The organism is Janthinobacterium sp. GW822-FHT07A03 (genome assembly GCF_058798815.1).
This window is the reverse complement of the sequence record NZ_JBXAKW010000010.1, coordinates 123214-147096: the sequence shown is the minus strand read 5'-3', so window position 1 is coordinate 147096 and position 23883 is coordinate 123214. Positions and strand designations below refer to the sequence as shown.

Here is a 23883-nt window from a genome sequence, read left to right as displayed (position 1 = left end):
CTCAGCCTTTTCAATTTAAAAAGTTAAAACGTCAGATTTTCTTCAGTGCCGCTTCCAGCGCACCCGCATTGAAACCCTGGATCTTGCGGTTGCCGATCAACACCACGGGCACGCCGCCGCCGCCGAGTTCTTCATGGGCTTTTTTCGCTGCCGGTGATTTCTCGATATCGAGATCGACGAATTCGATCTTGTTTTCCTTGAAATACGCGCGCGTCTTGGCGCAATAGCCGCACCAGTCCGTGCCGTACAGCACCACTTTCGCCTGGGCATTCGGGAAATACGCGGCGTAATTGCCCTCCGTGTAATTCGACTTGAGCAAGCCGGGCAGCAAGGACAGGCCATAACCGCTGCCCAGGCCGGCGGCCAGGATCAAGCCATACATGGCGATGGTTTTAATTTTCTTTTGCATGATAGGAAATTTCTACTCCACATAATCACATGGCAGGCCGCGGCAAATGGAGCACCGGACGGCCGCCTCTGCGCAGGCACTTATTGGCCCGATTGGCACTCCAAATAGCATGCTTTCTGCAGCGCCTTGCATGTCTCGAAAGACTGCCCGGTATCCATGCATTCATTGGCGACATTGATGCACTGGCGGGAGCAATTCTGCGCGGCACCGGCCGAATAGGAGGTGGCGACACCAACGGCAAACAGAAAAACAGCGATCTTTTTAAACATTTTCGACCTTTCGATTGACTTGGAAAAAGAAATGCCACCTGCAGTACGATGCTTATTACTTTATCGAATTTACATCCTGCAAAATCGAATATAGACCGCACTTATTTTAGAGTCAACGTTTCCTTTCGATAAATTTCCAGTTTGGAAAATATATCGGCAAAGCCCATGCAATGTGGAATTTGGAGAGATTGGCAGGCGCCAAACGTCTATACAATATCGGCGCCGCAAGCAGGAAAAGGCCGGTTGCGGGCGCAGCCGGCCGAGCGGCTACAACACTTCGAGAAAAGTCTTCAGCGCGATGATTTCATCGGACGTCAGCTGCAATGGCTGCAGCAGGGGCGAGGTGACGGGAAACTTCGGATCGGCCGCCTGCTGCGCGTCGTGCGGCGCGGGGCGCGACATGCCCGCGTTGTACATGTTCAGCATGCCCACCATCTGCGCAAACGCGCCATTGTGCATCCACGGCCCCGATTGCGCCACGCCGCGCAGGCCTGGCGTGCGGAACTTGCCCACGTCCTCATTCTTGCCCGTCGCCAGGTAGCGCCCCAGGTCTTCATACTTGCGGCTGCCGTAATTGCTCAGCCCCAGGTTGTGGAATTGCTGGTCCGTCAGCAAGGCGCCGCTGTGGCAGGTCATGCAGCGCGCCTTGGTGCGGAACAGGTGCAGACCCAGCAGTTCGCGGTCGTTCAGGGCCGTGCGCCGGCCTTCCAGGAAGGTGTCGAAACGCGTGACGGGCGGCAGCAAGGTACGCTGGTAATCGGCCAGCGCCGTCAATATGCGCGCCAGGGTCACGCCGGCGCCCTTGCCGAAGGCTGCATCGAACTGCACCGCGTAATCGCCCTGCGCGGCCAGCTTGGCCGGCAACGCCGCTGCATCCATGGCCATTTCATCGGGATGCTGCAAGGGCCCCAGCGCCTGCTCTTCCAGGGTGCTGGCGCGGCCATCCCAGAACAGGGGCGTGATCTGCGCCACGCCCAGCAAGCCCGGCGTATTGCGCTGGCCCAGCCGTCCATCATGCCCCACGGAAACACGCTTATTGTCGGCAAAGCTGTGCGCGGGACTGTGGCAGCTGATGCAGGCCACGGCGTTCGAGCGCGACAGGCGCGGGTCATTGAACAGGCGCTGTCCCAGCGCCGCGACGGCCGGCGCGACGGGGGCCACGGGGATGGCCGAGACGGGCGCCATCTCCGCCACCGTCACGCCGGCAGGCACGTGCGGACGGGGCCAGCCGGCGATGGGCCGGGCATAAACCTGGCGCAAGCAGGCCCGGTCCCAGCCATCGGGCGTGGCGCACTCCGCCGACGACGATGCCTCGCGCGCCGCGGCACTCTGGCTGATCAGCAGCCCGGCTGCCGTGGCCAGCACGGCCAGCGCCGCATTTTGTTTCATCCACCCATCTTTCATGACTCTGCCTTGCTCTACATCAATATTGGTATCGACAAATGATAACCATGAGCAATGACAGGCACCGCGTGAACGCGTACGGCAGACCCTATTCTGTGACCTGCGTCAATTTTCCAGGACTTCCCTGCGCCTGCACATGCTCGCGCAGCAAGCCGCGCAGCAGCTGCACCTGGGCCACCGCATCGGCTTGCAGAGCAGTCAAGCCCTCGGCAACGCAAGGGCCAGGCGCGCCAGCATCGGCGTCACCGCGCAGCAGCGCATCGATTTCCCCGCTGACCTCGGCGATCCAGCGTTGCAATTCGGGCGGCGCCGGCTCGGCCTGGGGGCTCAGGCTGATGCGCGCCGTGCTGCCCGCCACGCGGCGCAGCAGCGGCAAGGTGCGCAGCGCCGCCAGGCCCACGCCGCTGCTGCGGTCCAGGCGGCGCTCGATGCGCAGGCGCTGCAAGACCTGTTCCGCATTATTGCTGGCCAGACCCGCCTCGCGGCGCAGGCGCGCGATGGCGCTGTCCCATTTACCGCCCGCCGCCAGCACGGCCAGCAGGTATTTCAGGTTGGCCGACACTGCCTTCGCCAGGCGCTGGTCCAGGTCGTCCGCCTCGCGGTCCGGCCACAGGAAGAACGTGGCCAGCAGGGCCAGCACGCAGCCGAGCACATTGTTGCCCAGGCGGCTGGCCGCATACACCATCTCGCTGGCCGGCGCCGCATAGTCGGCCACCAGCACGAAGGCGGGCGTCATGAACAGCACGTGCAGGCTGTAGCTGACGCGGCGCAGAGCCATGGTGGCGACGATCAGGGGAAACACCACCAGCGAAATCGCCAGCGGGGTGTGCACGGCCAGGCCGATCAGCACGGCCAGCACGGCGCCCAGCACGCTGCCCGCCACGCGTTCGATGCCGCGCGGCCAGGTGGTCGACACGGAGGGCTGCAATATCAACAAGGTCGCCATCGTGGCCCAGTAGCCGAACGGAATATGCAGCGCCTCGACCAGCAAAAAGCCGGCCGTCGTCGCCAGCGACACGCGCGCCGCATGGCGCCAGCTCAGCGACTGCGGCGTGGCGTTGACCTTCGCCGTTTGCCACGCCTGTCCCAGCGCCAGGAAAGCCGCTTCGCGCCACGGCAGCTGCGCCGCGCGCGGCAAGCCCAGTTCCATGAAGTCGACATTCAGGCGCAGCGGCAGCAAGGCGCCCAGCGCCGCTTCCAGGCGCCGTCCGCAGCCTGCCAGGCGGCGCTGCAATTCCAGGGGCGGCGCTTCCGGCTGGCGCTGCACGGCTTGCCCCAGGCGGCGCAGCAGCACGGCCATCACTTCCAGGCTGCGCCGCGCGCGCGGGTCCTGGCGCAGCCGCTGCTGCTCGCGCTCGCACGTATGGGTGACGGCGATCAGATAGGCGAAGATGCGCTCGGCGTCGCTGAGCGCCAGCAGCAGGTTGTCGTACAGAGCGCTGCGGCCCGCGCGCGCGGGCGGCACGGCGGCCAGCGCCACGCGCGCCGCTTCCAGCGCGGCGCGCGCCTGCGAACGGTAGCTGGCCCCATGCGCGGCCGCGTCCGGCAACGCCGGGCCCTGTTCCAGGAAGCGCGCATTGTCGCGCGCGATGCCGGCCAGGCGCGAATACGCGGCGCGGATGGCGCGCCGGCTTGGGCCGAACGGGTGGATGCGCCACACCGTAAAACTGAGCACGGTGGCAAACAGGCAGCCGAACATGTACAGCCCCAGGAAAGGCGCCGTCTGCGTCATCGATGCCAATGGGTGCGTGACCATCACCACGCAGGCCGTGGCCGCCAGGATGGCCACCTGCGCCGTGGCCGCGCCCCAGATGCGCGCCAGCGCGCCGGCCCAGGAAAACAGCAACACGGCGACGGCCGCCGTCGCCACGCCATGCCCGGCCGCCAGCGCCGTCAGGCCGCCGGCCACCGTCGACAGCAAGCCGAAGCCCACCATCGAGACGAAACGCATGCGCCGCGTGCCGGCCGCGTCGGCCAGGCACGTCCAGAAAGCGCCGATGGCGGCCCAGGAAAAATCGGGATGGTCGAACAGCAAGCCCAAGAGCAGCATGGCGCTGGAGGCGCAGGCGGCCCGCAAGCCCTCGGACAGGTTCGTTTCGTCGATGGCCAGGCTGACCATCCACAGGGGACGGCGCTGCGCCAGGGTGTCGGTATAGGCGTGCACGCCCGTCAGCCAGCGGCTTGCCAGCATGCGCGAACGGCGGTGGAGTTTCCTGAAATGCAAGATCGGCTTTGAAAGGGGTATCAAAGCGTCATCGTAGCATTCTCGGACGAAAAATGTTGCAGTGCAACGTAAAATCCCTGCCGGCCCAAAAAAAAACGGCACCGCAGTGCCGCTTTCATGCGTACAAGCAATCTTAGCTGACGACAGCCAGGCGCGGCTGGGAGCCGCCAAAACGCTGCTCGATCGACGCCGCGATGCCGCTGGCGTCCAGGCCCACGCTTTTCAGCAGCTGCACGGGGTCGCCATGGTCGATGAAGGTGTCGGGCAAGCCCAGCATCAGGATAGGTTTGACGATGCCCTCGGCCGCCAGGGCTTCGGCCACGGCCGAACCGGCGCCACCCATGATGCAGCCCTCTTCCACCGTCACCAGATAATCGTGTTCAGCGGCAAGCTGTTTCACCAGTGCCACGTCGAGCGGCTTGACGAAACGCATGTTGGCCACCGTCGCGTCGAGCTTCTCGCCCGCCGCCACGCTCGGCGCCACCATCGAGCCAAAGGCCAGGATGGCGATGCGCTTGCCCTGGCGCTTGATCTCGCCCTTGCCGATCTCGATGCTGCTCAGTTCCGGCACGATGGCCACGCCGGCACCGGCGCCGCGCGGATAGCGGATGGCGGCCGGGCCCGGGTAGTGGTAACCCGTCGTCAGCATCTGGCGGCATTCGTTTTCGTCCGACGCGGCCATGACGACCATGTTCGGGATGCAGCGCAAAAACGCCATGTCGTAGTTGCCCGCGTGCGTGGCGCCATCGGCGCCCACCAGGCCGGCGCGGTCCAGCGCGAACGTCACGTCCAGGTTTTGCAGGGCCACGTCGTGGATCAGCTGGTCGTAGGCGCGTTGCAGGAAGGTCGAATAGATGGCCACGACGGGTTTGAGTCCTTCGCAGGCCAGGCCCGCGCCGAACGTCACGGAATGCTGTTCGGCAATACCGACGTCAAAGTAGCGGGTCGGAAATTGCTGTTCGAACTTGACCATGCCCGAGCCTTCGCGCATGGCCGGCGTGATGCCCACCAGGCGCTTGTCGTGGGCCGCCATGTCGCACAGCCAGTTGCCGAACACTTCCGTGTACGTCATCTTGCCCGGCGCCGTGGCCGGCTTGATGCCCTCGGCCGGATTGAACTTCGGCGTGCCGTGGTACAGGATCGGTTCCGCCTCGGCCAGCTTGTAGCCTTGCCCCTTCTTGGTCACCACGTGCAGGAATTGCGGACCCTTCAATTGCTTGATATTTTGCAAGGTCGGAATCAGCGAATCGAGGTCGTGGCCGTCGATGGGGCCGATATAATTGAAACCGAATTCCTCGAACATGGTGGCCGGCACGACCATGCCCTTGGCGTGCTCTTCGAAGCGCTTCGCCAGTTCCAGCACGGGGCCGGGCAAGACGGATTTGCCGACATTTTTCGCCGCCGCATAGAACTGGCCCGACATCAGGCGCGCCAGGTGGCGGTTCAGCGCGCCCACGGGCGGCGAGATCGACATGTCGTTGTCGTTCAGGATCACCAGCAGGTTGACGTCTTCCTGCACGCCCGCATTGTTCATCGCCTCGAACGCCATGCCGGCCGTCATCGAGCCGTCGCCGATCACGGCGATCGCATGCAGCGGATCGCCCTTGATCTTGGCGGCCTGCGCCATGCCCAGCGCGGCCGAGATCGACGTCGACGAGTGCGCCGTGCCAAACGTGTCGTATTCGCTCTCGTCGCGTTTCGGGAAGCCGGAAATGCCGTCCTTCTGGCGCAGCGTGTGCATGCGTTCGCGCCGGCCCGTCAAAATCTTGTGCGAATAGGTCTGGTGGCCCACGTCCCAGACGATGCGGTCGTGCGGCGTGTTGAACACGTAATGCAGCGCAACGGTCAGCTCGACCGTGCCCAGGTTGGACGACAGATGGCCGCCCGTCTTGGAAACGGAATCGAGCAGGAAGCTGCGCAATTCCTGCGCCAGCGGCACCAGTTGCGAGCGGGCCAGCTTGCGCACTTGCGCTGGTTCATTGATGGTTTCTAACAGTTTCATTTATGCCTTCCGCTGCACGACCAGGTCCGCCAGCTCGCGCAGACGGCGTGCCTTGTCCCCGAATGGCGCCAGCGCCGCATGGGCGTCGCACCGCAATTGTTCTGCCAGGGCTCGCGATGGTTCCAGCCCCAGTATCGATACGTAAGTGGGCTTGTTGGCGGCCGCATCCTTGCCCGCCGTCTTGCCCAGGGTGGCCGAATCGGCCGTCGCGTCGAGCACGTCGTCGACCACCTGGAACGCCAGGCCGACGGCGCGCGCATAGGCGTTCAGCGCCGTCATCTCGTCCGGCGTCAGCTCCTTGCCCGCCAGCGCGCCCAGGATCACGGCCGCGCGCAGCAAGGCACCCGTTTTGAGTTGATGCATCTGTTCCAGCTGCGGCAAGGTCAAGGCCAGGCCGACGCTGTCGAGGTCGATTGCCTGGCCGCCGCACATACCAAAGGAACCGGACGCGTGCGCCAGCAGCTTGATCATGGCCATTTGCCGCGCGGGCGGAATGGCCGCGCCGTCGGCCAGCAGCATGAAGGCCTGCGATTGCAGCGCGTCGCCCACCAGCAGGGCCGTCGCTTCATCGTAGGCGATGTGCACGGTGGGCTTGCCACGGCGCAAGGCATCGTCATCCATGCACGGCATGTCGTCGTGCACGAGCGAATACACGTGAATCATTTCCAGCGCGCAAGCGGCGCGCGCGAGGGTGTCTTGATCGGCGTCAAACAGTTCGCCGGCCGCCATCACCAGCAGCGGGCGCACGCGCTTGCCGCCGCCCAGCAGCGCGTAGCGCATGGCCGCGTGCAGCTTGTGCGGCACGGCGTCCGCCGCCGGCAGGAACTGGTCGAGCCGGCCTTCCACGCCGGACTGGGTTGCTTGCATCCAGTCGCCGAACGTGACGCTGTCTTGTTGCATACTGGCCATCATTGAGCGGCCTCGCCGGCATCGACGAACGGTTTCAACATGTCGCCTTCCAATACTTTCACCTGCGCTTCGACACTGTCGAGCTGGGTAGCGCAATACTTGACCAGTTCCGAGCCGCGCTGGTACGCCGCGACCGATGCTTCCAGCGGCAACTGGCCCGCTTCCATTTGCGTTACCAGCTGCGCCAGTTCCGCCATCGCCTCTTCAAACGAGGCCGGCGCTGCGGCAGCGGCAGTTAATTTCTTCGACATAGACTCAGATCTCTTCGTGGCACGAGGGGCTTGTAGGGAGACGCCGGGGACTCCCGGCCAGCATAGAAGCGTTATTTTAGAACAAACCACACTATTAAGTGAAAACTAAAGCGCAATCGGCGCGCTCAAAGTCAATAGCGTTGCCAGCTTGTCAGTGGATTTTAGCCGAATCGCCCCTGTCTGCCGGAAATTGCGCGCCAAATGACAATGTTTCTCATTAATAGGCTATTTACCGGGCGGGTTTGATAATGTCGAGGCCGATCCGCGCTATAATCGCCGGTTCTGTCCGAAATACCGTTTCAACAAATTTGAATTCAGGTCTTTGCGGATTCTTTCTCTCTGTAGCGGTTGCCCAGGGAATGGCCTGGGGCACTGCTGACCGTTGTACATTTATGGGGGGTTGGGATGTCCGATCTGGCTACTCACGCCAAGCTGGCGCGTTCAAACGCGCAACTTCCGGTCCACGTCTATTTTGACGAAACGCTGTTGCAGCGTGAAATGCAGCAATTGTTCCAAGCCGGCCCGCGCTATGTCGGGCACGAGCTGATGGTGCCGGAAACCGGCGATTTTGCGACCCTGGCGTCTGAGAACGAAGGGCGCATGCTCGTGCGCAACGCCAATGGCATCGAAGTGCTGTCCAACGTGTGCCGCCACCGGCAGGCGCTGATGTTCAATGGCCGCGGCAATGCAAATAACATCGTCTGCCCGCTGCACCGCTGGACCTACGACCTCAAGGGTGAATTGATCGGCGCGCCGCATTTCCCCGAGACACCGTGCCTGAACCTGTCGAAAACGCCGCTGCAAAGCTGGAATGGCTTGCTGTTCGAGCAAAACGGCTACAACGTGATGGAAAAATTGAAAGATTTGTCCGTCTCGAAAGACCTCGATTTTTCCGGCTATATGTTCGACCACGTGGAAATCCACGAGTGCGACTACAACTGGAAGACCTTCATCGAAGTCTACCTCGAGGATTATCACGTGGAACCGTTCCACCCGGGCCTGGGCAGCTTCGTCAGCTGCGACGACCTGCGCTGGGAGTTCGGCAAGGATTACAGCGTGCAAACGGTGGGCGTGCACCGCGGCCTGCAGCAGGCCGGCTCGCCCGCCTACAAGAAATGGCAGGAGCAGGTGCTGCAATTCCGTGGCGGAGAAGCGCCGCCGTATGGCGCCATCTGGCTGACCTTGTATCCGAACATCATGGTCGAATGGTATCCGCACGTGCTGGTCGTCTCGACCCTGTGGCCCGATGGTCCGCAAAAGACGCGCAATGTGGTGGAGTTCTATTACCCCGAAGAAATTGTGCTGTTCGAGCGCGACTTCGTCGAAGCGGAACGGGCTGCCTACATGGAAACCTGCGTCGAGGACGATGAAATCGCCCAGCGCATGGATGCGGGCCGCAAGGTCCTGATGGCGCGCGGCGTGAACGAAGTGGGCCCTTACCAATCGCCCATGGAAGACGGCATGCAGCATTTCCACGAGTGGTATCGCAACAATATCGAACTGTAATTCCCTCAAGGGCCGCATTGCGCGGCCCTTTTTCATTTTCATCGTCAGGATTTACTCATGCAATCTTTATGGATGCTGTTTGCCAGTTTTATGTTCGCCATCATGGGCGTGTGCGTGAAACTGGCGTCGGATCTGTATTCGACGTCCGAAATCGTCATGTACCGCGGCATCATCGGCATGCTCGTCATGAGCTGCACGATTCTGTACCAGGGCGGCAGTTTTAAAACGACGATGCCGGGCCAGCATCTGTGGCGCGGCGTGGTGGGCGTGATCGCCCTATGGCTGTGGTTTTATGCGATCGCCATCCTGCCGCTGGCCACGGCCATGACCCTCAATTACATGGCGCCCATCTGGATCGCCGTGATTTTACTCGCGAGCGGCTGGTGGAAAGGCATGCAACAGGTCGAGTGGCCGCTGGTGGCGGCCATTGCCATGAGCTTTGTCGGCGTGACGTTGCTGCTGCAACCCGTGTTCGAGACGGACCAGCTGAGCGGCGCCATCACGGCCTTGATTTCCGGCATGCTGTCCGCCCTCGCCTACTTGCAGGTGCGCAAGCTGGGCTTGCTGGGCGAACCCGAATACCGGGTCGTGTTCTATTTCTCGGTCGTCAATTTCCTGGCCGGCGTGATCGGCCACGTGGCCAGCGCCGGCGGCGGCCCCGTCGTCTGGCATGCGCACACGAGCGCCTACGGCATCGGCTTGCTGGCCGCCATCGGCCTGTGCGCCACCATGGCGCAGATGGCCATGACGCGCGCCTACCGCCTGGGCAAGACCCTCGTTGTTGCTAATTTGCAATACACAGGCATCGTCTTTTCCAGCTTCTGGGGCGTGGTGATCTTTGGCGACCTGTTCGACTGGCACGGCTGGACCGGCATCGGCATCATTCTCGCCTCGGGCATTGCCGCCACCTATTACAATACCCGCAACACGGCCCGTGGCGCGGCCATCGCGCGCACGGATCCCATCGCCAGCGAAGTGTAAAGGAGCGTTCCTGATGTACACCACCTTGATCCAGGCCAGCGAACTGGCCAGCCACCTGAATGACAGCGACTGGGTCATCCTCGATTGCCGCCACGACTTGCTCAACCCGACGGCGGGCAGCGACGCGTTTGCCGCCGGCCACATCCAGAATGCGCAATTCGCCGATATCGACACGGCCCTGTCCGGCCCCAAGACGGCGCGTGGCCCGGCATTCACGGGACGGCATCCCTTGCCGGACCGCAACGCCCTGCTGGCCACCCTGCGCGGCTGGGGCATCGACGACGACACGCAAGTGGTGGCGTACGATGGCCAGGGCGGCATGTTCGCCGCCCGTTTGTGGTGGCTGCTGCGCTGGCTCGGCCACCCGAATGTGGCCGTGCTCGACGGCGGCCTGGCCGCCTGGCAGGCGCAAGGCTTGCCCTTGGTCACGCCCGTGGCACCGCGCCCTGTTGGCAATTTCACGGAAAAAGCCAGCCTGGCGCGCACGGTCAGCGTGCAGGACGTCGTCGCCAACCTGGAAACACAGGCGTTGACTGTCATCGACGCACGCGCCCCCGACCGTTATCGCGGTGAAAACGAAACCATCGACCCCGTGGGCGGCCATATCCCCGGCGCGAAAAGCCGTTTCTTCAAGGATAACCTGCAGGCGGACGGCCGCTTCAAATCCGCGAAAGAACTGGAGCAGGAATTCGCGGGCCTAATCAGCACGGCTGAATCTACTATCCTGCAATGCGGCTCCGGCGTGACGGCGTGCCACAACCTGCTGGCCCTGGAAGTGGCGGGTTTGCCTGGCGCGGCCCTGTATCCGGGTTCGTGGAGCGAATGGTGCGCCGACCCCGCGCGGCCGGTGGCGACCGGAGCAGTATAGGCAGCCAGCGCGGCGTCTCGTCGACGATCTTTGTCACTATCAGGAATTACTCATGCAACGATCCTTCTTGAGCGTACTGGCCAGCTTATGCCTGGCATTCAGCCTGCCTGCCGCCGCGCAAAAACCACCCGCCGCGTATGAATTGAAGGAAATCATGAGCGTCAGGGCATTCGACCAGCCGGTACTGTTTGAAAAGCGCACCAGCTACGACGGCATGGCGGCGGATAAGGTACAGCAGAGGCTCTCGACACGCATGGCCGACTATGCCCCCCTGGACCTGGCCTTGGTCCAGGCCCGCTATCCCGGCGCGCAACGCCTTGGGGCCGCGGAACTGGCCGACTATCGGCCTGGTGCGCATATCACCATAGTCGACCGCTACACGATCGAGCACGCCGCGACCGCGTTGGGCAAAGGCTGGCTCTTCGCATTCATGCCGTTGAATTTCATTCAAGCGACGCGTGTCAATGATGAAGCCGCACGCGGCGTCCCATTTATCTTGCCGGGCGCCGGCAAGACGCTGAGCTATACCTTGCAGATCAACCTGCCTGACAATGTCAGCGGCTTGCTCGACCCCACCACCACGCGCTACGACGGCGATTTCTTCGCTTACAAACAGTCCCAGCAATTTCGCGGAAATGTGGCGCGCATCGCGCTGGAGTTCACTTTCCTGAGCGATTCGGTGCCGGCGCGCGACCTGGACAAATTCCTCGCGCAACTGCAACACATCAGCCAGATGATGGGCGGCTCCTTCAGTGTCCCGGAAATGTGGATCAACAGTAACAAACCGGGCACTGCGGCCCATACCCCGGGCCAGCGCATGCGCAGCAGCCTGGAAAAAGACATCGCCGAGCACAGCGCGACCATCGCGCGCAAGCCGGAAGACAAGCAGGAACTGGCCCAGGCGTACTGGTTACGCGGCTCGGCCCATGCGGATCTGCAGCAAGTCGAGCTGGCATGGGCCGACTTGACGCGGGCGCTAGCGCTGCAACCCGCGACGGCTGTCTACCATATGACGCTGGCATCAATCCAGGTCCAGCGCGGACAATTCCAGTCCGCCATCGTGCAGCTGGAACAAGCCCGGACGCTGGGCTACGACGCTGGCGAAGTCGCCTACCAGCGTGGCCAGACTTATTACCAGATGGGCCAATACCGGCGTGCGCTGGAGGACCTGGAACCGCTTGCCGTCTCGACGGCAAACATCGAGGCGCAGCCGTATGCCAGGCTGTGGTATCTGTGGACGCTGAGACCTGCAGGACTCGCCTTGCCGGACACGCTCAGGCAGGAATTGAACGCCGAGGCCAGCGGCGCCTGGCCGCGTCCCCTCTACGGTTTGTTCACCGGCATTTCGACGCCGGAACAAGTACTGGCGGCGGCCGAAACAATGACAGGCGATGAGCGCCTGCTATCCCTGTGCGAAGCCTATTTTAATATAGGCCAATACTATCTGTTGCAGCAGGACCGCATCAAAGCCAGGGAATTCTTTGAAAAGACGGTTTCCACCGGCATGGTCATGTATACCGAATACGGCAATGCACTGCTCGAACTGCAACGCCTGGCGCAAACGCCGTCCTGATACAGGGCGCTTCACGGTACCTGTGGACGGTGCAACCAGTCAGCATATGCCACGCTGAAAAGTTTCCATACGACATGTGACTCCTATACAATAACTTTTTACCAATGAAATTATTGATATAGGAATATCGTCATGCGGTTCTTCTTGGTCGCGGCAACTGTGGCGTCATTGTTGATGTCTGCTTACGCCCACGCACAATCTCCCCAGGCAGAGCCCGGGTACAAAGAAACCCAGCTCAACCAGGGAGCGTACACAACGGGTCCCGCCCCTGCCTGGGTCACGCCCGCCGACATTCCCGATAGCACCCTGAGCGGCGATGCGATCCGTCGCTTGTCAGAAACGCATTTCATGGCCGGGACGGCGCCGGCATTCTATTCGCGCCGGGTCATCCAGTTCAACAGTCCGGCCGGCATGGCCAGCCTCGGCCCCCTCGTCATGACATTCGTGCCGGAATATCAGCAACTGACGTTAAATACCCTGCGCATCCTGCGCGGCACGAGCGTCATCGACATACGCGACACGGTAAAAGTACGCTTCCTGCAACGGGAAACAGGCCTCGAACAGGGCATGTACAGTGGCGTCGTTACCGTTTCCATTCTGGTGGACGATCTGCGTGTCGGCGACCTGCTGGAATTCGCCTACACCACCAAGGGCACGAATCCTGTATTTGGTGGCAAATATTTCGAATCCGCCGTCTGGACACCTCAGGTTCCAACCGAAATGCGACGGGTGGTCTTGCAATATCCCGACAAGCATCCCGTGCACTACCGCTTCGTTGGTCCGCTGCCCAAGGACGATGCGGGCAAACCGCAGCGCAGCACCGTGGGCGACATGATACGGCTGCAGTTCGAGGAGCGCAGACCTGCCATGGTAACGCCGGAACCGTTTACACCCCCTTCCTACGATGCGACGACGTCGCTGGAATTTTCCGAGTACGGCACGTGGAACGATGTCGCGCGCTGGGCGGTGGATCTGTTCGACAACAAGGAAGTGCCGGACGCGGAATTCGAGCACCGTGTCGCCGCCTTGCAAGGCGCGGCAACGGAGGAAGAAAAAATTCTGCAGGCCATCCGCTATGTGCAGAACGAGATCCGCTATTTTTCCGTCTCCTTCGACGAAAGCACGCACCGTCCTGCCGCGCCCGCAGTGACGCTACAGCGCCGCTATGGCGACTGCAAGGATAAATCGCTGTTGCTGGTGAGCCTGCTCAGACGGCTCGGCGTGCGTGCCGACATCGTCTTCGTTGCCGCACAGCGTTACAAGAATATGGACGCCTTGTCGCCCTCGCCCGGCGCCTTCAACCATGTCATCGTCAAGCTGGCACACAAGGGCAAGGAGTACTTCATCGATCCTACCCAGGTCGGCCAGGAAGGCACGCTCGAAACCAGGGCCCAATATCTGGCGGGCGCCGAAGTGCTTGTTATCGACAAGGCAAGCCGCTCCCTGGTAACGATCCGCAATACCGACAGCTACCTGGCCCTGCCCAACAGCGAATTGCATGAAACCATGTCCTGGCCCGACTTCGACAAACCGGCCACGCTTGAAAGCCGGCTGATCGTCCGCGGAAAATATGCCGAATCGATGCGCCAGGGCGCACAGCGGGAGCTCGCGCAATTCAACACGGTGCGCACGCGCTACCTGACACAACGCTATCCGGATGCGCGCCGTATCGGAAATGCCATACTCAATGACGACCTGCAGGCCAACCAGCTCACCCTTATTGATCGCTACATCATCGACAAGCCCGGCGAAATGCGGCAGGACATCCGTTTCGTCACTTTTGCCCCGTCCAATTTTCTTGACGCCATCCGGGTTGTCAGCGGCGCCGAACGCAACACCCCCATGGTATTGCCTGACGCGCCGCAAGACCTGCGCTATTCGTTTGACCTAGTGCTGCCCAGCAACGTCAGCGCCATGTTCGATCCCCATAGCCAGAAGCTGAACAACGACTATTTCAGGCTGAAACTCAATGAACGATTCCGTGGCAACACCCATCACATGGATCTGGAGTTGAAGATCGTGGCCGATGCGGTGCCGGCAGCCGGCATGAAAACCTATCTTGGCGATCTGAAACGGATGGGCGAGCTGATACGCGGCGTCGTACCGATAACGCCCGGTCTGGTGAAAGCGGCAGCACCGGCCAATAGCGATCCGGCGCAGCTGCTGGCGAAAAGGCTGAGGGATGCGCAGCAGAGCCGGCTTGACGCGTACACCAAGGTCATCAAGAGTGGCAAGCTCACGGGCAAGGACCTGGCGGCAACCCATGCCGCGCGCGCCGTGGCTTACAGCAACCTGATGCAAACCGACGAAGCGCTGGCCGACCTGCTGCAAGCGGTCAAGCTCGACCCATCCGATGCCGAACATCCGCTTGACCTGGCCATCATCTACCAGAAGCGTGGGCAATTCCCTGCCGCCCTCGAGCAGATAAGGGAAGCATTGACGCTGGGCATCGAACCGCATCGCGCCCATTTTCAGCGCGGACAGGTCTATTACCAGCTGGGAAAATATGACGAAGCCCTGCAGGATCTTGGGCAAGTGGCGCTATCGGATGATGGCAATGCCGGTATGCCGTATGCCAAACTATGGTACTTGTGGACGCTCGGCCGCGCCGGCCAGCCGGTACCGGCGGCGCTGAAACATCAACTGGACCAGGAGTTGAACGGCGCCTGGCCGCGCGCCGCCTACGGCATGTTTACCGGTGCATCATCGCCCGAAACGGTGCTGGCGCAAGTACAAAAGATGCAAGGCGACGAACGGCTGATGGCCTTGTGCGAAGCGCATTTTTATATCGGACAGTTCTATCTGGTGAAGGGCGACCAGGCCAGGGCCAGAGAGTCTTTCGAAAAAACCAGGGCGACCGGCCTGACCATCTATACGGAATATCTGGCTGCGGTGCAGGAGCTCGAACGCATGGACCGCCAGCAACCGTCAGCAGCGGCGGTCACCCTGTAATATCCCCGGCGACACGGGCGATTGCCACCAGCAGAGGCAATCGCCCGGACAACACCCTTTACGCCATGATGCCCAAGCTGCGACTCAACTGAGCGATCTCGTCTTGCCACATCTGCTGGCTGGCCGGCTTCTGGTGGCGCGGTTTTCTCGCCATGTCTTCCGCCAGCAATTGCTCGAGTTCGCACAAGCGTTCGAGCTGTTGATCTACATCAGTTTGCGCTGGCGCAAGCGGTGCGCTTTCCATCCTTGCCACCGGCAGCGGCGCCTGTCCATCCTCGGCACTCAGGCGCGCATACGCGCAGGCCGCGTCCGGCCACTCTTCCAGCCGGCCATCGGCCACCACCCAAAAACGGTTGCACGCCGTTTCGATCAGGTCGCGGTCGTGCGACACCAGCAGGCAGCCCCCTTCAAAGCCGCGCAAGGCTTGCCCCAGTTCCGCCTTGCCCTGCATGTCCAGGTGGTTGCTGGGTTCATCGAGCAACAATAAATGATAGCTGGCCAAGGACAGCCCCAGGAACAGCAGCCGCGCCCGCTCGCCGCCGCTCAGGGTCGCCACCGTCTGGCCATGGCGCGCATACGGGAAACCGGCTGAAATCAAGGCCTGCTTGCGCGCCACCTGGCTGCGCGCCGCTTCGTTCTGCACGGCAAACGGGTACAGGGCGTCGGACAGATCGGCCGTATCGGCCAGCTGCCTGAGCGACTGGTCGTAGTAACCGATGTTGGCGGCGTGGTGCCAGCGCAAGTCCGCACGTTCCTCCTGCGCCTGGATCGCTTGCCAGCACAGGCGCAGCAAGGACGACTTGCCGCTGCCGTTGGCGCCCAGCAAGGCGACCCGGTCGCCCGGTTTCAGCCATAGCTGTCCCACCTGGAACAGCAGCGGCGAAGCGGGCACGGCGCGCACATCGAGTTCATCCAGCGCCAGCAGCTGGTCGGCCGCCAGCGCCTTGCCGCGCAAACTCAGGCGCCACGGTGCGCCATCGCTGACGAACGATTGCGCATCCTTCAATTTGTCGATGCGCCGCTGCATGGTCTTAGCCTTGCGCGCCAGGTCTTCATTGTCATAGGTGCGGCCCCACAGGGCCAGGCGGGCGCTGCTGGCGGACAAACGGTCGATTTCCTTCTGTTCCGCCGCATGCCGGGCGGCAGCGGCCAGATCGGCTTCGGCCAGCGCCGCCAGCGCAGGGCCGCACGGCAAGTCGAAATCGTACAGGCGGCTATCGCGCAAGATCCAGCTGCGCGTGGCCACGTTGTCGAGCAGGCGCTGGTCATGCGAGACGAGGATGAAGGCGCCGCGCCAGCGCAGCAGGAATTGCTCCAGCCACAGCAGCGACGGCAAATCCAGGTGATTGCTCGGTTCGTCCAGCAGCAGCACGTTCGGCTCCTGCAGCAGGGCGCGCCCCAGCAGCAGGCGCGTGTGCTGGCCGCCGGACAAGGAATGCACGGGCACTTGCGCCGTATCAAGGTCGAAACCCAGTTCGGCAAGCAGGCTGTCGACCCTCCAATGCAGCTCGGGCTGCTCCAGCACGGGCGCCAGCAAGGCGTCGTACAGGCTCAGGCTGGCAAGTTCGGCCGGCAAGTGCTGCTCCACGTGCTGCAAGCGGCAGGCACGCGCATAGTGGATGATGCCGGCAGTGGCTTCCCGCGTGCCGCTGAGCAAGCCCAGCAAGGTGGATTTGCCGCAGCCATTGTGGCCGATCAGGCCGATGCGGTCGCCCTGGCGCAAGGTAAAGGCGAGTTCGTTGAAGAGGAAACCGTCGTGGGTATCCAGTTGTAAAGCTTGTGTCGAGATAAGGGTAGTCATGGCTCTTGTCTTTGTTCGGGATGCAAGCATCCGCGTTAACAGGAGCGCTAACGACAACGGAGTACCAGGAAAGGACTCGTAGAGGAGGGTGACTTTGCTCTGGCCAGGTTATCGCAGCGCGATAGAACGTGGGCAAGAGCTGGCAAATGCGCTTAAAGAGCGTGCGCGCCACAAGGCGAGCAACAAGTTTTCTTCCATTATATTTTCCTCCTTTCTGTGCAAGTTAGTCAGAAAGGCAATATAGCATAAGTGGCACTGCGGCACCGAATCAGTGCATCAACCGCCGTGGCGCTTATGCGTCAGGAACAGCACGATGCACACGCCCAGCGCAATCAAGAGCACTTGCGGGATGGTTTCGCGCAGGGTGGCGCGGCGCTGCATCTGCGGCATCAGGTCGGACAGGGCGATATAGATGAAGCCGGACGAGGCGAACACGAGCACGTACGGGATCAGGTTGCTGGCGCGGTCCAGGGTGAAATAGCCGAGCAGGCCGCCGGCCACCGCCATCAGGCTGCACAGCAGATTGAAGATGTAGGCGCGCAGGCGCGAGAAACCCGCGTTGAGCAGCACGATGAAGTCGCCGATTTCCTGCGGGATTTCATGCGCGATGATGGCCAGGCCCGTGACCAGGCCCAGTTTCGGGTCGGCCAGGAAGGCGGCCGCGATCAAAATGCCGTCCGTAAAGTTGTGCATGCCGTCGCCGACCAGGATCATCCAGCCGGCCTTGCCCGCCTCGTGCTTGTCGTGGCCGTGCGCATGGTGGTGGCCATCGCCTTCGTGGTGGTGCGAATGGCGCAGGATGGCAAATTTTTCCAGCATGAAAAAAGCCAGCAAGCCCGCCAGCAGGGTGGCGAACAGGCTGCGCGGGTCCGCCTGCGACTCGAACGCTTCGGGCAAGGCGTGCAGCAAGGACGTCGACAGCATGATGCCAACGGACAAGCTGACCATGCGCTCGACCACCTTGGACAGGAATGCAAACGAAAAGATCGCCGCCGCGGTAATGCTGAAGACGCCCGCGATCGTGGTCGCGAGCAAAATGGATATAAGGACGGGATCGATGATTTTCTTACCTCAAAATGGCGCCGGCCTACGGGCGCCCGCAATGCTGGCGTCTGGCTTGATCTGTATGATGTTGCTTATTATTTAATCTTGTGCGCGCTTGGCGGCAGCGTGGCGCAGTGAAGATGCAATTGTACTGCATTGACGCGAACCGGGCATTTTACAGCCCGGTGCGCTTTTCGCGGCAACTTCTGGAAAAAAATGTGGCAATCAGGCACTTTTAGCGCCGTTCAGCTTGCAACCTCAGGCAACGCCATGCTTTTTGAACCAGGCCAGGCAGCGCGCATAGCCGTCTTTCGCATCGGCCGCCACATAGCTGGGGCGGTAATCGGCATTGAAGGCGTGGCCCGCATCGGGATACACGACGAATTCCGACTGGTTGCCGCCCTTGGCCAGCGCATCCTTCATCTTCGCGATCGATTCCTGCGTGATACCCGTATCCTTGCCGCCATACAAGCCCAGCACGGGCACTTTCAAGCTGGCGGCGATGTCGATGGGGTTGCTCGGTTGCAAGGCAGTCGCTTCGCCCACCAGGCGGCCATACCAGGCCACGCCCGCCTTGACGGCCGGATTGTGCGCCGCGTACAGCCAGGTGATGCGGCCGCCCCAGCAAAAGCCCGTGATGCCCAGGCGGCTCGTGTCGCCGCCATTCTGTTTCGCCCACGCAACAACCGCATCGAGGTCCGCCATCACCTGTGCGTCCGGCGTCTTGGCGATGATGCCTTTCATCAATTCCGGGATGCTGGCCACCTTGGTGGGATCGCCCTGGCGCACAAACAGGTCGGGCGCCAGGGCCAGGTAGCCCTGCTTGGCGAAGCGGCGCGCCATATCGGCGATATGTTCATGCACGCCAAAGATTTCCGAAATGACCAATACCACGGGCAAACCCGTCTTGCCTTCCGGCTGGGCCGCATACACGGGCACGGCCTGGCCATCGACCATCACCGACATGGTGCCCGTGACGAGCCCGGCGGAATCCGTCTTGATGACGTTTTGCGCCGCCACGGGCAGCACGGCCACGGCAAAGCCCGCTCCCAGCGCCACCTTCAGGAAACCACGCCGGCCGTCCGGCCCGGACACGCTGCTCTGGCCCAGCAAACTTTCACAATCGGTGATCATGTCGCTCATGCGTTTCTCCTGAAAATGTTGCGTTTATAAATTAGTGCGCTTCGTCCCAGTTGCGTCCAACGCCCACCTCGGCCGTCAACGGCACTTTCAGCGCGGCCACGCCGGCCATCAGTTCCGGCAGCTTGCGCTTGACCAGTTCCAGTTCCGCGTCCGGCACTTCCAGCACCAGTTCATCGTGCACCTGCATGATCATCTTCGTCTGCAAGCCATCCTGCTCCAGCCAGCCTTGCACGGCGATCATTGCCAGCTTGATCAGGTCGGCGGCCGTGCCCTGCATCGGTGCGTTGATCGCCGCCCGTTCCGCGCCCTGGCGGCGCGGGCCGTTCGGTGAATTGATTTCCGGCAACCACAAACGGCGGCCAAATACGGTTTCCACGTAGCCGCGCGCCTTCGCTTGCTGGCGCGTGTCTTCCATGTACTGTTTCACGCCCGAGAAACGGGCAAAGTAGCGGTCGATATAGCTTTGCGCGGCCGTGCGGTCCACGCCCAGGTTACCGGCCAGGCCGAACGCGCTCATGCCGTAGATCAAACCGAAGTTGATGACCTTGGCGTAGCGGCGCTGTTCGCTCTGCACTTCCGCGGCCGGCACGCCAAAGATTTCGGCAGCCGTGGCGCGGTGAATGTCGATGCCGTCGGCAAACGCGCGCAGCATGGCTTCATCGCCCGAAATATGCGCCATGATGCGCAATTCGATCTGCGAATAATCGGCCGAAACGATGTGGCTGCCCGGCGGCGCAATGAACGCTTCGCGGATGCGCCGGCCTTCCGCACTGCGGATGGGAATATTCTGCAAGTTCGGGTCGTTCGACGCCAGCCGCCCCGTCACGGCCACGGCTTGCGCATAGTTCGTATGCACGCGGCCCGTCGTGACGTTGATCATCTTCGGCAATTTATCGGTATACGTCGACTTCAGCTTGGCCATGCCGCGGTATTCCAGCAGCACTTTGGGCAGCGGATAATCCTCGGCCAGCTTTTGCAGCACTTCCTCGTCCGTCGACGGCGCGCCCGTCGGCGTTTTCTTGACCACCGGCAACTTCAGCTTTTCAAAGAAGATTTCGCCGATCTGCTTGGGCGAGCCCAGGTTGAACGGCTGCTCGGCCAGTTCATACGCCTTCTTTTCCAGTTCCAGGATCTTCACGGCCAGCTCGGCCGACTGGATGTTGAGCAATTCGTCATCGATCAGCACGCCGTTGCGCTCGATCTTTTGCAAGACCACGGCCGTCGGCATTTCGATCTTTTCATAGATGAACGTGAGCTTTTCATCATTCGCCACATTGCCCCACATGGCATTGTGCAAGCGCAAGGTCACGTCGGCATCCTCGGCCGCATACTTGGCCGCCTGCTCCACCTCGACTTGATTGAACGTGATCTGCTTGGCGCCCTTGCCGCATACGTCCTCGAACGGGATGGTCGTGTAGTTCAGGTGGCGCAGGGCCAGGCTGTCCATGTCGTGTTTCTTGTGCGATTCGAACACATACGATTCGAGCAAGGTATCGTGGGCGATGCCGCGCAGGGTCACGCCATGGTTGGCGAAGATGTGGCTGTCATATTTCAGGTTCTGGCCCAGCTTGGGCTTGTTCGCATCTTCCAGCCACGGGCGCAGTTTCGCCAGCACGTGTTCGCGCGTCAACTGCTCGGGTGCGCCCGCGTAATCGTGGGCCAGCGGGATGTAGCAGGCGGCGTGTTCGGCGACGGAGAGGGAAATGCCGACCATTTGCGCCGTCATCGGTTCCAGCGAGGTGGTTTCCGTGTCCACGGCCGTCAGGGAAGCGGCATCGATCAGGGCGATCCATTTGTCGAGCTGTTCATCCGTCAGCACGGTTTCATACTCGGCTTCGACTGCTGGGGCCGCGTCGGCAAACATGTCGCCCGTCGTGTTGACGGCGGAGGCGCCGGCGGCAGGCGGTGCGCCGACGGGCGACATCGGCGGCGGCGCCGCGCCCAGTTCGCGCAGCAGGGCCTTGAAGCCGTAGCGGTTGAAGAAGGCCAGCAGCGCTTCCTTGTCTTCATGTTTCGCCACCAGCGAGTCGGCGATCGTCGTCATGTGGCCGGACAGATCGCAATCGGTCTTGACGGTGATCAAGGCGCGCGCCTGCGGCAGCCATGGCAGGGCCGTGCGCAGGTTTTCACCCACGGCGCCGCCCACACTGGCCGCGTTTTCCATCACGCCTTCCAGGCTGTCGTACAGGGTCAGCCACTTGACGGCCGTCTTCGGGCCGCATTTCGATACGCCGGGCACGTTGTCGACCGTATCGCCGATCAGCGACAGATAATCGATGATGCGGTTGGGCGGCACGCCGAACTTGGCCAGCACGGCCGCTTCGTCGAGCTTTTCATTGCTCATGGTATTGATCAGCATCACCTGGCTGTTGACCAGCTGCGCCAGGTCCTTGTCGCCCGTGGACACCACCACGTTCATGCCGGCGGCGGCCGCCTGCACGGCCAACGTCCCGATCACGTCATCCGCTTCGACGCCGTCGACCATCAGGATCGGCCAGCCCATGGCGCGCACGGCTTCGTGGATCGGTTCGATCTGCAGGCGCAGGTCGTCCGGCATCGAGGCGCGCGTGGCCTTGTACTCAGGATACATGTCATCGCGGAAAGTTTTACCCTTGGCATCGAACACGCAGGCGATGTAGGCGGCCGGGTAATCGGCGCGCAGGCGGCGCAGCATGTTGACCATGCCGTGCATGGCGCCCGTGGGGTAACCGTCCGGGCTGCGCAGGTCGGGCAGCGCATGGAAGGCGCGATAAAGGTAACTGGAACCGTCGACTAACAGCAGGGTGTTTTGCATAATGCCAATAAAATAAGGTGAGCGCGCCCGCCCGGCGAGTACAGCGGCGGGCGGGTGGAAGTTCGCCCAATTATCGCAGAGTTTAGGGCCGCGGCACCGGCCGCAATGCGTGCCGTTCCTGGCGTTTTTGCCACCCTGGCGGCCCCGAACGGGCATGCGGGGCGCCGCTGCCAGCCATTTCCGCGCATTTAATCAGCCGTATTAAGCAGCATTGCCTACCAGTTTGTTACAATGCCTTATAGATAAATTGACGGCATTACACCACTGCACGCGCTGCAGTCCCACACATGGAAGCGAACCCATCATGATGCGTACATCGACACTCTGGACATTCCTCGCCCTGCCCCTGCTGGCATGTTCAGCCATTGCCAGTGCCCAGACGCCGGCCAAACCGAGCGACGCGCCGCCACAGCTCGAACGTATCGAGGAAATGGGCGAAGCCCCCATCACCGTGGCACCGGCCGCCGCCAAGCAGCAGATTACCGAAAAACGCGAAGCGGGCGTCACCAGCGAAGTGAAAGTCACCAGCGGCGGCAGCACCTATTACATGAAACCGGCCGCCGGCGCCGACCAGGCCAACGGCAACGCCCTGCGCGGCCCGCAGTGGAAAGTGCTGGAATTTGACCTGGGCAAGAAGAAACAGAAACAACGCGACGAAGAGGCAGCGGACGCGCCAGCGCCGCCCGCACCAGCGAAGTAAGCAGCCACTCTCTTCTGCCCTGCCCCGGCCATGCGCGGGGGCAGCCGGCTTTTTTTGACCTTTTAGACCATTCCTCTCTTTCCCATGGCAGTTTTTACCGCGCTACACCTGGACGATATCGGCCAGTGGATCACGCAGTTTCCACTCGGCAAACCTCTGGCGCTCAAGGGCATCGCGTCCGGCATCGAAAACAGCAATTTCTTCCTGAGCACGGAGCGCGGCGAGTATGTGCTGACGATCTTTGAAAACCTCAGCTTCGAGCAATTGCCGTTCTATCTGCAACTGATGCGCCACTTGGCGGACCGGGGCGTACTGGTACCCGCGCCGATCGCCAATGCCGATGGCGAACTGGTGACGGCCCTGCAAGGCAAGCCGGCCGCCATCGTCAGCAAACTCGACGGCAGCTCGCAGATGGCGCCGCAAGCCGTGCATTGCGCCGCTGTCGGTGCCATGCTGGCCAAGATGCACCTGGCGGCGCAGGACTTCCCCCTGCAGCAGCCGAATCTGCGCGGACTGGACTGGTGGAACGCCACCACGCCGCTGGTCTTGCACCACCTCGACGATGCCAGGGCCCATTTGCTGCGCGCGGAAATCCATTTCCAGGACGCCTTTGCAGCCTGCGATACCTATAAAGCCATCCCGCGCGGTCCCGTGCATGCCGACTTGTTCCGCAACAACGTCATGTTTGACGGCGAACAACTGACGGGCTTTTTCGACTTTTACTTTGCCGGCTGCGACACCTGGCTGTTCGACGTGGCCGTCACCGTCAACGACTGGTGCGTGGACCTGGCCACGGGCGTGCTCGACACGGTGCGCGTGCGCGCCCTGCTCGACGCCTACCAGGCCGTGCGTCCGTTTACACAGGAAGAACAGACGGCATGGCAACCGATGCTGCGCGCCGCCGCGCTGCGCTTCTGGCTGTCGCGCCTGTACGATTATTACCAGCCGCGCGAAGCGGAAATGCTGACCCCGCATGATCCCACGCATTTCGAACGCATTCTGCGCGAACGTATCGCCACACCTGCTCCGGAACTGTTTTAAACATGGAAAAAT

17 protein-coding genes are annotated in these 23883 nt (G+C 62.1%); 7 read left to right on the top strand and 10 right to left on the bottom strand.

What is annotated here, in order from left to right:
* Positions 1-31 precede the first annotated feature (31 nt).
* From AC1RJW_RS25470 to AC1RJW_RS25445, 6 genes are all read right to left on the bottom strand, one after another.
* A complete protein-coding gene (locus tag AC1RJW_RS25470; RefSeq protein ID WP_493047394.1) occupies positions 32-409 on the bottom strand; it encodes a glutaredoxin family protein in 378 nt (125 codons plus the stop codon).
* Positions 410-945: 536 nt separating this feature from the next.
* A complete protein-coding gene (locus AC1RJW_RS25465) occupies positions 946-2067 on the bottom strand; it encodes a cytochrome-c peroxidase (protein ID WP_493047393.1) in 1122 nt (373 codons plus the stop codon).
* Between the two features lie 103 nt (positions 2068-2170).
* Positions 2171-4273 (bottom strand): FUSC family protein, encoded by a 2103-nt coding sequence (locus AC1RJW_RS25460; RefSeq protein ID WP_493047392.1) that lies wholly within the window; start codon positions 4271-4273, stop codon positions 2171-2173.
* A 166-nt stretch (positions 4274-4439) separates the two neighbouring features.
* Entirely contained in the window at positions 4440-6308 is a 1869-nt protein-coding gene (dxs, locus tag AC1RJW_RS25455) for a 1-deoxy-D-xylulose-5-phosphate synthase (protein ID WP_493047391.1), read from the bottom strand.
* Positions 6309-7208, bottom strand: a complete 900-nt coding sequence (locus AC1RJW_RS25450) for a polyprenyl synthetase family protein (RefSeq protein ID WP_493047390.1) — start codon at positions 7206-7208, stop codon at positions 6309-6311.
* 8 nt (positions 7209-7216) lie between these two features.
* Positions 7217-7468, bottom strand: a complete 252-nt coding sequence (locus AC1RJW_RS25445; protein ID WP_046683420.1) for an exodeoxyribonuclease VII small subunit — start codon at positions 7466-7468, stop codon at positions 7217-7219.
* Between the two features lie 405 nt (positions 7469-7873).
* Here AC1RJW_RS25445 and AC1RJW_RS25440 point away from each other — a divergent pair, with 405 nt between their 5' ends.
* The 5 genes from AC1RJW_RS25440 (at position 7874) to AC1RJW_RS25420 (ending at position 15348) form a co-directional block, all read left to right on the top strand.
* Positions 7874-8974: an aromatic ring-hydroxylating oxygenase subunit alpha gene (locus AC1RJW_RS25440; RefSeq protein ID WP_492403457.1), complete on the top strand. Its 1101-nt coding sequence runs from the start codon at positions 7874-7876 to the stop codon at positions 8972-8974.
* 57 nt (positions 8975-9031) lie between these two features.
* Entirely contained in the window at positions 9032-9955 is a 924-nt protein-coding gene (locus AC1RJW_RS25435) for a DMT family transporter (RefSeq protein WP_493047389.1), read from the top strand.
* Between the two features lie 13 nt (positions 9956-9968).
* The gene (locus AC1RJW_RS25430) at positions 9969-10823 is read left to right on the top strand and encodes a sulfurtransferase (protein WP_493047388.1); all 855 of its coding nucleotides are present in this window, start codon (positions 9969-9971) and stop codon (positions 10821-10823) included.
* Positions 10824-10890: 67 nt separating this feature from the next.
* Positions 10891-12396: a tetratricopeptide repeat protein gene (locus AC1RJW_RS25425; RefSeq protein WP_493047387.1), complete on the top strand. Its 1506-nt coding sequence runs from the start codon at positions 10891-10893 to the stop codon at positions 12394-12396.
* Between the two features lie 132 nt (positions 12397-12528).
* On the top strand, positions 12529-15348 hold the full coding sequence (locus AC1RJW_RS25420) for a DUF3857 domain-containing protein (RefSeq protein WP_493047386.1): 2820 nt from the start codon (positions 12529-12531) through the stop codon (positions 15346-15348).
* 58 nt (positions 15349-15406) lie between these two features.
* Here the strand turns inward: AC1RJW_RS25420 and AC1RJW_RS25415 are convergent, their stop codons facing one another.
* The 4 genes from AC1RJW_RS25415 to polA all read right to left on the bottom strand — a co-directional run bounded on the left by AC1RJW_RS25415 (position 15407) and on the right by polA (position 22130).
* Positions 15407-17149, bottom strand: a complete 1743-nt coding sequence (locus tag AC1RJW_RS25415) for an ABC-F family ATP-binding cassette domain-containing protein (RefSeq protein WP_493047385.1) — start codon at positions 17147-17149, stop codon at positions 15407-15409.
* A 276-nt stretch (positions 17150-17425) separates the two neighbouring features.
* On the bottom strand, positions 17426-18184 hold the full coding sequence (locus AC1RJW_RS25410; RefSeq protein ID WP_052140365.1) for a ZIP family metal transporter: 759 nt from the start codon (positions 18182-18184) through the stop codon (positions 17426-17428).
* Positions 18185-18451: 267 nt separating this feature from the next.
* Positions 18452-19336: a dienelactone hydrolase family protein gene (locus AC1RJW_RS25405; protein ID WP_493047384.1), complete on the bottom strand. Its 885-nt coding sequence runs from the start codon at positions 19334-19336 to the stop codon at positions 18452-18454.
* A gap of 31 nt (positions 19337-19367) precedes the next feature.
* Positions 19368-22130 carry a DNA polymerase I gene (gene polA, locus AC1RJW_RS25400; protein WP_493047383.1) on the bottom strand — a complete coding sequence of 921 codons (2763 nt, stop codon included), beginning with the start codon at positions 22128-22130 and terminating at the stop codon, positions 19368-19370.
* A gap of 304 nt (positions 22131-22434) precedes the next feature.
* On the opposite strand from polA, the gene AC1RJW_RS25395 reads away from it, so the two are divergent.
* Positions 22435-22830 carry a hypothetical protein gene (locus tag AC1RJW_RS25395; RefSeq protein ID WP_070222654.1) on the top strand — a complete coding sequence of 132 codons (396 nt, stop codon included), beginning with the start codon at positions 22435-22437 and terminating at the stop codon, positions 22828-22830.
* 84 nt (positions 22831-22914) lie between these two features.
* On the top strand, positions 22915-23871 hold the full coding sequence (locus AC1RJW_RS25390; protein WP_046683429.1) for a homoserine kinase: 957 nt from the start codon (positions 22915-22917) through the stop codon (positions 23869-23871).
* Positions 23872-23883 lie beyond the last annotated feature (12 nt).

Excerpts from the sequence above, each read along its gene's own strand:
- AC1RJW_RS25470 (WP_493047394.1), bottom strand. The coding sequence starts at position 409 with ATGCAAAAGAAAATTAAAACCATCGCCATGTATGGCTTGATCCTGGCC.
- AC1RJW_RS25465 (WP_493047393.1), bottom strand. The coding sequence starts at position 2,067 with ATGAAACAAAATGCGGCGCTGGCCGTGCTGGCCACGGCAGCCGGGCTG.
- AC1RJW_RS25460 (WP_493047392.1), bottom strand. The coding sequence starts at position 4,273 with ATGCTGGCAAGCCGCTGGCTGACGGGCGTGCACGCCTATACCGACACC.
- dxs (WP_493047391.1), bottom strand. The coding sequence starts at position 6,308 with ATGAAACTGTTAGAAACCATCAATGAACCAGCGCAAGTGCGCAAGCTG.
- AC1RJW_RS25450 (WP_493047390.1), bottom strand. The coding sequence starts at position 7,208 with ATGCAACAAGACAGCGTCACGTTCGGCGACTGGATGCAAGCAACCCAG.
- AC1RJW_RS25445 (WP_046683420.1), bottom strand. The coding sequence starts at position 7,468 with ATGTCGAAGAAATTAACTGCCGCTGCCGCAGCGCCGGCCTCGTTTGAA.
- AC1RJW_RS25440 (WP_492403457.1), top strand. The coding sequence starts at position 7,874 with ATGTCCGATCTGGCTACTCACGCCAAGCTGGCGCGTTCAAACGCGCAA.
- AC1RJW_RS25435 (WP_493047389.1), top strand. The coding sequence starts at position 9,032 with ATGCAATCTTTATGGATGCTGTTTGCCAGTTTTATGTTCGCCATCATG.
- AC1RJW_RS25430 (WP_493047388.1), top strand. The coding sequence starts at position 9,969 with ATGTACACCACCTTGATCCAGGCCAGCGAACTGGCCAGCCACCTGAAT.
- AC1RJW_RS25420 (WP_493047386.1), top strand. The coding sequence starts at position 12,529 with ATGCGGTTCTTCTTGGTCGCGGCAACTGTGGCGTCATTGTTGATGTCT.
- AC1RJW_RS25415 (WP_493047385.1), bottom strand. The coding sequence starts at position 17,149 with ATGACTACCCTTATCTCGACACAAGCTTTACAACTGGATACCCACGAC.
- AC1RJW_RS25405 (WP_493047384.1), bottom strand. The coding sequence starts at position 19,336 with ATGAGCGACATGATCACCGATTGTGAAAGTTTGCTGGGCCAGAGCAGC.
- polA (WP_493047383.1), bottom strand. The coding sequence starts at position 22,130 with ATGCAAAACACCCTGCTGTTAGTCGACGGTTCCAGTTACCTTTATCGC.
- AC1RJW_RS25395 (WP_070222654.1), top strand. The coding sequence starts at position 22,435 with ATGATGCGTACATCGACACTCTGGACATTCCTCGCCCTGCCCCTGCTG.
- AC1RJW_RS25390 (WP_046683429.1), top strand. The coding sequence starts at position 22,915 with ATGGCAGTTTTTACCGCGCTACACCTGGACGATATCGGCCAGTGGATC.